This window comes from Streptococcus sp. P25B114 (assembly GCF_053010325.1).
On sequence record NZ_JBRKNW010000003.1, the window covers coordinates 126,851 to 133,074 of the forward strand.

Below are 6,224 nucleotides of genomic sequence, written 5' to 3' on the forward strand. Positions count from 1 at the left end.
AAGATCTACAGAATCCTTGTCTTTCCTTCCTTTTTTGCTAGCTTTGCTTGATTGTTTTCCTAGAGATTTGTCTAAAGAGTAAGCAGCAGAGCATCCAAAAATGCAGGCGCCCAATGGTTGCCTAGAAAGAAATAGCTATGAATGATTTACTAGCTCACTATATTGTCGGATTAGTGACCGACCAAAATGACCAGTTTTACTTCATCCAAAAGGATGGCAAGACCTTTGCCCTGTCCAAGGAAGAAGGGGATTTTCAGCTGGGTCAATCTGTCAAGGGCTTTGCCTACACAGATATGAAGCAGAAATTGCGCTTGACGACCAAGGAAGTGGGAGCAACCCGCGATACCTTTGGCTGGGGAACGGTAACAGAAGTGAGGAAGGACTTGGGTGTCTTTGTTTATACGGGCTTGCCGGACAAGGAAGTAGTTGTGTCCTTGGACATCCTTCCTGACATCAAGGAACTCTGGCCTAAGAAAGGCGACCAGCTCTATGTTAAGTTGGACGTTGACAAGAAAGACCGAATTTGGGCTTTACCTGCCTTTCAAGAGGAATTTCAAAAGATGGCAGGTCCTGCTTATGACAATATGCAAAACCAGACCCTTAAGGCCATTGTCTACCGCTTGAAACTCAATGGGACCTTTGTTTACTTGCCAGACAACAATATGCTGGGTTTTATTCATCCTAGCGAGCGTTATGCAGAGCCACGTTTGGGCCAGGTCCTGGAGGCCCGTGTCATCGGCTATCGGGCTGTTGACCGGACCCTCAATCTGTCGCTCAAACCACGCTCATTTGAGATGTTGGAAAATGATGCCCAGATGATTTTGACTTATCTGGAAAGCAATGGCGGCTTTATGACCTTGAATGACAAGTCTGCTCCAGAAGACATCAAGGCCACCTTTGGCATTTCCAAGGGGCAATTCAAAAAAGCCCTGGGTGGGCTGATGAAAGCTGGTAAAATCAAGCAAGATGCGATTGGGACAGAATTGATTTAGGAGAAGAATCATGCGTGTATATATTGCTGGTAGTGGAGCCATGGGTTGCCGTTTTGGTTATTCTCTGTCTAAGACTGATCATGAGGTGATTTTGCTGGACAATTGGGAGGACCATATTCAGGCTATCCGTGAAAATGGCCTCAAGGTGACGGGGGATTTTGACGAGACGGTCAAGCTGCCGATTATGAAACCGACTGAGGCTGTGGAAGTGGCGGATTTGATTATCCTCTTGACCAAGGCAGACCAGTTACCAAAAATGTTGCAGGATATTAAGGGGATTATCGGTGAACAGACCAAGGTACTCAGTCTTTTGAATGGGTTGGGTCATGCGACCACCATGCGCCGCTATGTGCCAGATGAGTCTATCATGGTTGGAGTGACCATTTGGTTGGCTGGGCTCAAGGGGCCAGGTCATGCTCATCTGGAGGGACCAGGATCCATTTTCCTGCAAAATATGTCTGGGGACGGTCAGGCTGTTGCCCACATCGTGGACATGTTTAACCAAGCGGGACTCAATGCGACCTATGATGAGAATGTGATTGAATCTATTTGGCGCAAGGCCTGTGTCAATGGGGTCATGAATCCGACCTGTACCATTATGGACTGTACCATTGGGGAACTTTTTGGAACGGAAGGTGGACTCAATCTGGTTCAGGGGATTTTCAAGGAATTTATCGCTGTGGCGCGTGCGGAAGTAGGGAATATCGATGAAGAGGGGATTTGGAAGTACATCATGGAAACTTCTAAAAAGGCCTCACATCATTATCCGTCCATGCATCAGGACTTGATCCAACATGGTCGCAAGACGGAGATTGACTATCTGAATGGAGCGGTAGTTTTCAAGGGCAAGCGGGTTGGTATTCCAACGCCTTATTGCCAGATGATGACGGACATGGTTCATGCCAAGGAAGCCATGTTGGGATTGCGTTAGGAGGAAGGTGCAGGGTTTGTAGTTATCCTCCCGTTTATCAATAAAAATCAATGGAGATTATAGTGAAAAGATTACTACTTGCTCTACTGTTAATTTGCCTGGTTTGGGGCGGTCCGGTAGTAAAAGCAGATGAATTGATGGATATTGCTAGAGCTTCTGGTTATGAGGTTTATGAGGGCTACAGGCCCAAGTCTTCTATATTGATTGATGGAAATACTGGGGATATTGTTTGGCAAGATAATATTGATGAGTCAAGGGATCCGGCTAGTATGAGTAAGCTCATGACCTTGTATCTGGTCTATGAAGCCATTGGTCAGGGCAAGTTGACAGAAGATACCATTATCAGGGCAACGGAGACTGACCAGGCGATTTCTGCTATCCATGAAATTTCGAACAATCCGATCTATGCTAGTGTTGATTATACAGTTGGTGATTTGATTGCCATGACCTTGGTACCATCTTCCAATGTAGCGACAGTCATGTTGGCCAATTACTTGTCTAACAATGATCCGGATGCTTTTATGGACATGATGAATGCCAAGGCCAAGGAGCTGGGTATGACCAATTCTGTTTGGAACAATCCAGGAGGAGCAGGGGCAAGTGGCTTTAGAGGTTACTATAGTCCCAAGCGTTATGACAATTCGGCTTCCAACCAAACAACAGCGCGTGATATGGCCATTTTGGTCTACCATTTGACCAAAAAATATCCTGCTATTTTGGAATATACGCGCCATCGGGTCATTGTTACGATGGTGGACACTCCCTACCAGCAGGCCTATAATTCCTATAATTATTCTTTACCAGGAAATATCTACGGTTTAGAAGGGGTCACTGGTCTCAAAACCGGTTCCAGTCCTCGTGCGGCCTTCAATATTTCCATGACCATCGATCGAGGCGGGCAAAAGATGATTGCAGTCATTATGGGTGTGGGTACCTGGTCTGATATGAATTCTGATTTCCAGCGCCATGCCTTTGCTAACGCCTTGATTAATAAGGCTTATCAGGACTTTGAATACAAGAAAGTCTTGACAGCTGGTAAACATAGCCAGGACGGAAAGCATTACCAGGTTGAGTCGGACCTATATGCGACTGTCCCCGTTGGAACTAGTCCCAAATTGGTATATAAGGATGGGCAGGTCTATGCGGATAATGGCTTGGATTCGGTCAGTCCCTTGATTCAGGATTCTGTGAAGGCTGAAGATACAGGCGTCTTGGCAACGGTCAATAAGGCCTTGGTCAAAAAGCAATCCGCTGAAGCTGACAATCAAACAAATTTCACCCTAACTTGGATTGGTTCTAGTCTGGTCTTGTTACCACTGGCTCTGGTTTCCTATTTTATTTTTAGGAATGAGCAGAAAAATCGTGCCCAATTTAAGGAAAGACGCAAGAGTCGTTCGAGAAATAAATAGTTTGTTAGAATGTCGATAAACTAAATTCTGGATAAATTAACTGAGTAGCTCTGCTAAGAAAAAAATAAAAATTTAGATTATTTTGCGAGCGGAGCGAGCCCTAAACCAGGACTTTATGCCGTGATGAAAATGCCTGAAACGTTGTCGTTTCAGGTATTCGGAGTATTTGAGACCTTAGGCTCAAAGTAACAGAGGATTTGAGGAACTGCTCAGTAGTTCCCTATTTCCAACCTTTGATAGTCACTCCCCTGACTAAATGAATCGAACTACGTTCGTTCTATTTCCAACCTTTGATAGTCACTCCCCTGACTAAATGAACCGAACTGCGTTCGTTCTATTTCCAACCTTTGATAGTCACTCCCCTGACTAAATGAACCGAACTGCGTTCGTTCTATTTCCAACCTTTGATAGTCACTCCCCTGACTAAATGAACCGAACTACGTTCGTTCTATTTCCAACCTTTGATAGTCACTCCCCTGACTAAATGAATCGAACTGCGTTCGTTCTATTTCCAACCTCCGAAAGTCACTCCCCTGACTAAATGAATCGAACTGCGTTCGTTCTATTTCCAACCTCCGAAAGTCACTCCCCTGACTTTCGGAGCCATCCAACATCACCTCAGGAAAGTCTGAAAAGAGACTTTGCCTACAAACTGAGTTTGTTTTACTTTATGGAGAATCCTTTGGTTCTGAACTGAAGGATTCTTTCATTATTAAGGAGAATAGGATATAATGAGAAGAACCTTTTATAGCTGGTTGATGACCCAGCGCAATCCCAAGTCCAACGAGCCTGTGGCTATTTTGGCTGATTATGCCTTTGAAGAGTATGATTTCCCAAAGCAATCAACGGATTTTGATGAGGTCAGTCGCTTTTTGGAGGAGTCGGCCAGTTTTGCTTTTTCAATGTCTGATTTTGACGCCATTTGGGAGGACTATATGGCCCATTAGCCTACTCTGCATATAGGATTGTTTCATATAATCATACTAATATAAAAGCAAAAATGTAAAATATACATAAAAATAAAAAATTAATGTTCATTTAGTTGCAATTTATCACTAAATAGGGTTATAATACAAGTGTAAGAATAATTCCTTACGAAAATCGTGGAGATCTACTTATTCCTTTATAACCTAATCCCTTTATATAATGAACACGGTCTCCATAGGAGCAGAGAGGTGATCTTCTCTGTTCTTTTTGTTTTCACAAGGCCAGTTTGAGAGATTTTTGGTATAATAATAGAAAAGCACAGGTAAAGGAGCAAGTCTTTGCAAGAACATTCTATTGATATTCAACTCAGCCATCCGGATGATAGTTTTAGTCTTTTTGGGTCCAATGAGCGCCATTTGCGTCTGATGGAGCAGGAGCTGGGAGTGGTCATTCATGCTCGGACAGAAAAGGTCCAGGTCATTGGTCAAGCTGACCATGTTGAGCAGGCCCGTCTGGTCATCCAGTCCCTCTTGGTCTTGGTCAATCGCGGGCTAACTGTGTCAACGCCAGATGTGGTGACGGCTATTTCCATGGCCAAAAATGATGAAATCGAAAAATTTGTCGCCCTCTATGAGGAAGAAATCATTAAGGACAATACTGGCAAGCCTATTCGTGTCAAGACCTTGGGGCAGAAGGTTTATGTGGATGCTGTCAAGCGACATGATATTGTCTTTGGTATCGGTCCAGCTGGGACGGGAAAAACCTTCCTGGCTGTGACCTTGGCTGTCACCGCCCTCAAGCGTGGCCAGGTCAAGCGGATTGTCCTGACTCGTCCTGCGGTTGAGGCTGGTGAAAGTCTGGGCTTTTTGCCGGGGGATTTGAAGGAGAAGGTTGATCCTTATCTGCGTCCCGTTTACGATGCCCTCTATCAGATTTTGGGTAAGGAGCAGACCACTCGTCTCATGGAGCGGGAGATTATCGAAATTGCACCTTTGGCTTATATGAGGGGGCGGACGCTGGAAGATGCCTTTGTCATTCTGGATGAGGCGCAAAACACTACTATCATGCAGATGAAGATGTTTTTGACCCGTCTCGGTTTTAATTCCAAGATGATTGTCAACGGGGATATTAGTCAGATTGACCTACCTCGTAAGGTCAAGTCTGGTTTAATTGATGCTACGGAAAAATTGAAAAATATTTCGCAGATTGATTTTGTCTATTTTTCTGCCAAGGACGTGGTCCGTCATCCGGTTGTTGCCCAGATTATCAATGCTTACGAACAAGATGCATTAGCAGCAGATAGCCGAGCAAGTTTTGAGGTGATTGGGGAGCCTAGTGGGAGCGAAGAGGATGAAGATTAGTCAATTTTCAAATCATTATCAAGTCCGAAAGCTAACTGAAGCTGACTTAGAGCAGGTTTTGGTTCTTTACCAGACCAATCCCCTCTATTTTGAACATCATCCGCCTAGTCCGAGTTTGGAAGGTTTGCGGCAAGATTTAGTCGATTGTCCGCCTGGGAAGGACCTGTCAGATAAGTATTTTGTCGGTTACTGGTGGGACAATCAGTTGATGGCAGTGCTGGATTTGATTGCCGGCTATCCTGATGACCAGATAGCTTACATTGGTCTCTTTATGGTGGACGGTAGCTTGGCCGGTCAGGGGATAGGTTCCAAAATCATGGCAGAGCTAGAAAGTCAGTTAGGACAGTATTTCCAAAAAGTCAGACTAGGCTATGTGGTGGCCAATCCACAGGCCAGTCGATTTTGGCAAAAGCAGTGCTTTGAAAGAGTTGCTGAGAAAACTGTAGAATCTATTCAGATATGTATAGCGGAAAAGAGGGCAAATTTCAATTCCGAGTTAGCCACCTATAAGAAATTCTCTCGGTGACTTGTAGCCCAAACATTTTTTGGGATAGTTATTGATCCAATTTTCGATAAAAGCGATTTCTTTCGGGGTCGTTTTTGT

The 6,224-nt window shown here is 44.4% G+C and carries 6 protein-coding genes and 1 pseudogene; 6 read left to right on the forward strand and 1 reads right to left on the reverse strand.

The genetic code is table 11. The annotated features are described in order from the left end of the window. Positions 1-137: 137 nt before the first annotated feature. The 6 genes from cvfB to ACVC7T_RS02650 all read left to right on the forward strand — a co-directional run bounded on the left by cvfB (position 138) and on the right by ACVC7T_RS02650 (position 6,146). Positions 138-992, forward strand: a complete 855-nt coding sequence (gene cvfB, locus ACVC7T_RS02625; RefSeq protein ID WP_447262429.1) for an RNA-binding virulence regulatory protein CvfB — start codon at positions 138-140, stop codon at positions 990-992. A 10-nt stretch (positions 993-1,002) separates the two neighbouring features. Further along, positions 1,003-1,923, forward strand: coding sequence for a 2-dehydropantoate 2-reductase (locus ACVC7T_RS02630; protein ID WP_105161048.1), 921 nt, complete (start codon positions 1,003-1,005; stop codon positions 1,921-1,923). 59 nt (positions 1,924-1,982) lie between these two features. Continuing rightward, positions 1,983-3,332 carry a DUF1958 domain-containing protein gene (locus tag ACVC7T_RS02635; protein WP_394718626.1) on the forward strand — a complete coding sequence of 450 codons (1,350 nt, stop codon included), beginning with the start codon at positions 1,983-1,985 and terminating at the stop codon, positions 3,330-3,332. Positions 3,333-4,063: 731 nt separating this feature from the next. Beyond that, positions 4,064-4,279, forward strand: a complete 216-nt coding sequence (locus ACVC7T_RS02640; protein WP_105111139.1) for a YozE family protein — start codon at positions 4,064-4,066, stop codon at positions 4,277-4,279. A 318-nt stretch (positions 4,280-4,597) separates the two neighbouring features. After that, positions 4,598-5,620, forward strand: coding sequence for a PhoH family protein (locus ACVC7T_RS02645; RefSeq protein WP_172009316.1), 1,023 nt, complete (start codon positions 4,598-4,600; stop codon positions 5,618-5,620). Continuing rightward, the gene (locus ACVC7T_RS02650; RefSeq protein WP_447262430.1) at positions 5,610-6,146 is read left to right on the forward strand and encodes a GNAT family N-acetyltransferase; all 537 of its coding nucleotides are present in this window, start codon (positions 5,610-5,612) and stop codon (positions 6,144-6,146) included. Before ACVC7T_RS02645 ends, ACVC7T_RS02650 begins: the two co-directional genes overlap by 11 nt. Here ACVC7T_RS02650 and ACVC7T_RS02655 read toward each other — a convergent pair. Next, positions 6,117-6,224: pseudogene (locus ACVC7T_RS02655) on the reverse strand (IS30 family transposase); the annotation flags it as partial. The gene ACVC7T_RS02650 and the pseudogene ACVC7T_RS02655 sit on opposite strands and share 30 nt — an antisense overlap.